The 3,216-nt window shown below is 67.6% G+C and carries 5 protein-coding genes and 1 pseudogene; 3 read left to right on the forward strand and 3 right to left on the reverse strand.

The genetic code is table 11. The features are described from left to right. Together E2E34_RS32770 and E2E34_RS32775 are read left to right on the forward strand one after the other, a co-directional pair. Positions 1 to 238, forward strand: a pseudogene (locus E2E34_RS32770) (chaplin); the annotation flags it as partial. A gap of 244 nt (positions 239 to 482) precedes the next feature. Continuing rightward, entirely contained in the window at positions 483 to 800 is a 318-nt protein-coding gene (locus E2E34_RS32775) for a hypothetical protein (protein ID WP_138905475.1), read from the forward strand. Positions 801 to 1,040: 240 nt separating this feature from the next. Here the strand turns inward: E2E34_RS32775 and E2E34_RS32780 are convergent, their stop codons facing one another. Further along, entirely contained in the window at positions 1,041 to 1,436 is a 396-nt protein-coding gene (locus E2E34_RS32780; RefSeq protein ID WP_138905476.1) for a rodlin, read from the reverse strand. Positions 1,437 to 1,645: 209 nt separating this feature from the next. Between E2E34_RS32780 and E2E34_RS32785 the strand changes: the two genes are divergently transcribed. Further along, the gene (locus E2E34_RS32785) at positions 1,646 to 2,041 is read left to right on the forward strand and encodes a rodlin (protein WP_138905477.1); all 396 of its coding nucleotides are present in this window, start codon (positions 1,646 to 1,648) and stop codon (positions 2,039 to 2,041) included. Positions 2,042 to 2,227: 186 nt separating this feature from the next. Here the strand turns inward: E2E34_RS32785 and E2E34_RS32790 are convergent, their stop codons facing one another. Together E2E34_RS32790 and E2E34_RS32795 are read right to left on the reverse strand one after the other, a co-directional pair. Next, positions 2,228 to 2,734, reverse strand: a complete 507-nt coding sequence (locus E2E34_RS32790; RefSeq protein WP_138905478.1) for a DUF5949 family protein — start codon at positions 2,732 to 2,734, stop codon at positions 2,228 to 2,230. Between the two features lie 82 nt (positions 2,735 to 2,816). Further along, positions 2,817 to 3,216: ArsR/SmtB family transcription factor (locus E2E34_RS32795; protein WP_439333703.1), on the reverse strand; the 400-nt coding region annotated here is incomplete at its 5' end.

The following is a 3,216-nucleotide window of genomic DNA, read 5'->3' on the forward strand; positions in this document are numbered from 1 at the left end:
GCCCCCGGCCGAGCCCCCGCTCGAGGAGCTGCCGGCCGAGGAGCCGTCCGTCAACAAGCCGCCGGTGGAGGAGCCCCGCGCCCAGGAGCCGCCCACGCAGGTGCTTCCCGCCGCGCAGGAGGCCCCCAGCCTGGCCGCCACGGGCGCCGGCGAGGTCGGAGCCGCCGCCGCGCTCAGTGCCGCGCTGCTCGGCGGCGGTGTGCTGATGTTCCGCCGGAAGGCGTCCGCGCAGGTCTGAGTCACAGGACGCACAGCACGATGGAGCGGGTTCTCCGGAACCCGCTCCATCCGTGTGTCCGAACGCCTTTGGGGGCGTGACCCGTTCGCCGCATCCGAGTGAATCGGCAAGAACGGCGTAGGCTGTCAGTTTCTCACCGTCCTGGCCTTCGTTAGTCCTGGTGTAAGTGACATGGAACAGCAGCGTCGGAATGTCACGGGATTCGTAGTTCGCGGATACGCCAGCACGAAGAGGGATTACTGGAATGAAGTACATGAAGGCCGCCTCGTCCATTGCCGTCTCGATGATGGCCGCGGGAGCGGCAGCGGCCGCCGCGTCTCCGGCGGCCGCCACCGACTACCAGTCGATGAGCCTGAACGGCGGCGTGCAGCAGCTGACCGACGCCCTGAACACCCACCAGCCCGTGGACTCCACCGTCCAGCCCCTCCTGCACACCGCGACCGACACCGCGCAGGCCGTCAACGAGGCCCGGAACGGTGACCCCTCCAAGCTGCTCGGCAACGCGCAGGAGACCGCCAAGATGACGACCCCGATGCTCGGCGGCGTGCCGCTCGGGGGCTGACGCCCACCTCCCGCGCTCCCGCGCGCGGCGCCGGAAGGCCGGTGCGTACACCAGACGGTGTGCGCACCGGCCTTCCGGCATGTACGGGACGGGCACGCGGGGGTACGGCGAGATCCGCACGCGGGGTACGGCGATGTGCCGGGCCCGCGTCGGGCGACGGTGCGTGCCGGCGTGCGGGGACGCAGCAGTGCGCCCCTGACGACGGTCAGGGGCGCACTGGTGGTCAGGCTGCGATCAGCGTCACTCGTTCGACGCGCCGTTGCCCGCGATGGCGTTGTCCAGCAGGTGCGACAGGGTCTCGTCGTCCTTGTTCTGGGTGGAGTTCTCGACGCACTGCTGGTTCTGCGGGTTGGACAGGATGTCCTGGACGCCGACGTTGACGAGGCCGACCACGTTCTGGATGTTCTTGATCGGGACGGTGACGCACGGCTTGTTGAGCGTGCCCTGGATGATGGACAGCTGCGGGCTCTGCTTGCCCTTCGTGATGGAGTTGCCGTACTTCTGCACCGATCCGTTGCCGCTCGCGTTCGCGGTCGTCTGGTCGTCGCCGGCGGCGATCGCCTGACCGGCTCCGGCAGCGCCGAACCCGACTACAGAGGCAGCGACCGCGGCCGTGGCCATCATCTTCTTGAGCATTTGATTTCCTTGTTAGTCCGGTACCAGGGTTCTGCGTCAGGCTCAACTTTAGTTAAGAGGATTGGTTGCGCCGATTCACTCGAATGGTATTTGCGGGCCTTCTGGCCCAATCCCGCACGGCCAAATGGGTGATGCAGAAGAACTAACCCATCGTTGCGGAGTTGGTCAGTGAGCCTCACCTCGGGGTACGACATGGAAAGAGGAAAACAGTGATCAAGAAGGTCATGGCTACCGCTGCCGTCGCCGTCTCCGTCATGGGCCTCGGTGCCGCGGCCGCCCCGCAGGCAATGGCGGCCGCTGACGACCAGGACACCCGCACCGCGAGCGGCAACGGGTCGAAGCAGATCTACGGCAACTCCGCCACGCACGGCGACATGAGCCCCCAGATGTCACTCATCCAGGGTTCGTTCAACAAGCCGTGTGTCGCCGTTCCGATCAAGAACATCCAGAACGTGGTCGGCCTCGTCAACGTCGGCGTCCAGGACATCCTGTCCAACCCGCAGAACCAGCAGTGCGTCGAGAACTCCACCCAGAACAAGGGTGACGAGACGCTCTCGCACGTCCTGGACAACCTGCTCGCGGCCAACGGCGCGGACAACAGCTGACGCTCGCCGGCGACGGCCCGGACCACCGCGCTCCCTCCTGCGCGGTGGTCCGGGCCGGGACCCGGCCGGGAGGCGACGGAGACCCCAGCCACTCCTTTCGCCCCTGGTCACAGCCTTCAGGCCCCGTAGATGGATCACATCTACGGGGCCTGAAGGCTGTGGGGTGCGGGATGCGAAGGCGGGTGGCTACTTGCGCAGGGTCGTCACCGGAATGACGCAGTGCGCCGAGGCGGCGAGTACGTCCTCGTCGGCGACGAACGCCTTCAGGGCCTCCGCCTCGACGGGGACGCCGGGCCTGCCCTCCGGCCACGGGCGGGTCGTGAAGATGAAGTGGACCTGCTTGCGCCGGAGGGCCGCCGCGATCCACTCCTCGGGCACGAGGCTCTGGACCCGCAGGCTCGGCATCGTCAGGGACGCGCTGCCGCTCTCGACGAGCAGGCTGATCGGCTCCTTGGACTTGGAGGCGTCGGTGATGCCCGCGCCGACCGGCAGGCCGGTCTGTTCCAGCAGGAGGCGGACGGCCCGCTCACCGGCCTCGGGGCCGGCCGTTCCGTCACCGAGGGAATACGCGAGCAGGAACGCCATGTCGCGGCCGTCGTCAATATTCTCGCCCGACCATGCGATTACCGAGATGGTGCCCAAGTGGCTCTGTTCGACAGGCGTTTGAGCGGTTTCAGCGGTCTGTGAGGTCATACAGCGGGACCCTAATTGCCCGTGCCGGGTGCGCTCGCCCACAAGTCACCCGGTCGGCCTAATCCGCTTTCCTCAATACCTCTTACGAGGAAGGCTCTCCGGCCGTGTCCGGCCGCTCCTTCGAGGGGACGTCCCGGGCGTCGAGGCGCAAATGCTCAATGTGATAAACGGCTTCGTCGAGAAGCTGGGCGACGTGATTGTCGTACAGGCTGTAGACAATGCGGTGGCCCTGCCGGACTCCTGTGACGAGGCTCAGAGCGCGCGGGAGGCGGAGTTGATGGGAGACCGCCGACTGTTCCATCCGGACGGCTTCGGCCAGTTCCGTCACGCCGCACGGGCTCTGGCGCAGGCGCGTGAGGATCATCAGCCGGGACGGGGTGGCGAGGGGTCGACTGTGCTCGTGGGGTTGAACGGGCTGCGGCTGCTGCGGGAGTCGGCGTGGCGGAGGGCGGTGCGGGACGCGTAGGGCGGCGCCGGTGGGG

This window comes from Streptomyces albidochromogenes (genome assembly GCF_005981925.1).
Lineage (GTDB): Bacteria > Actinomycetota > Actinomycetes > Streptomycetales > Streptomycetaceae > Streptomyces > Streptomyces albidochromogenes.

Excerpts from the sequence above, each read along its gene's own strand:
- E2E34_RS32775 (WP_138905475.1), top strand. The coding sequence starts at position 483 with ATGAAGTACATGAAGGCCGCCTCGTCCATTGCCGTCTCGATGATGGCC.
- E2E34_RS32780 (WP_138905476.1), bottom strand. The coding sequence starts at position 1,436 with ATGCTCAAGAAGATGATGGCCACGGCCGCGGTCGCTGCCTCTGTAGTC.
- E2E34_RS32790 (WP_138905478.1), bottom strand. The coding sequence starts at position 2,734 with ATGACCTCACAGACCGCTGAAACCGCTCAAACGCCTGTCGAACAGAGC.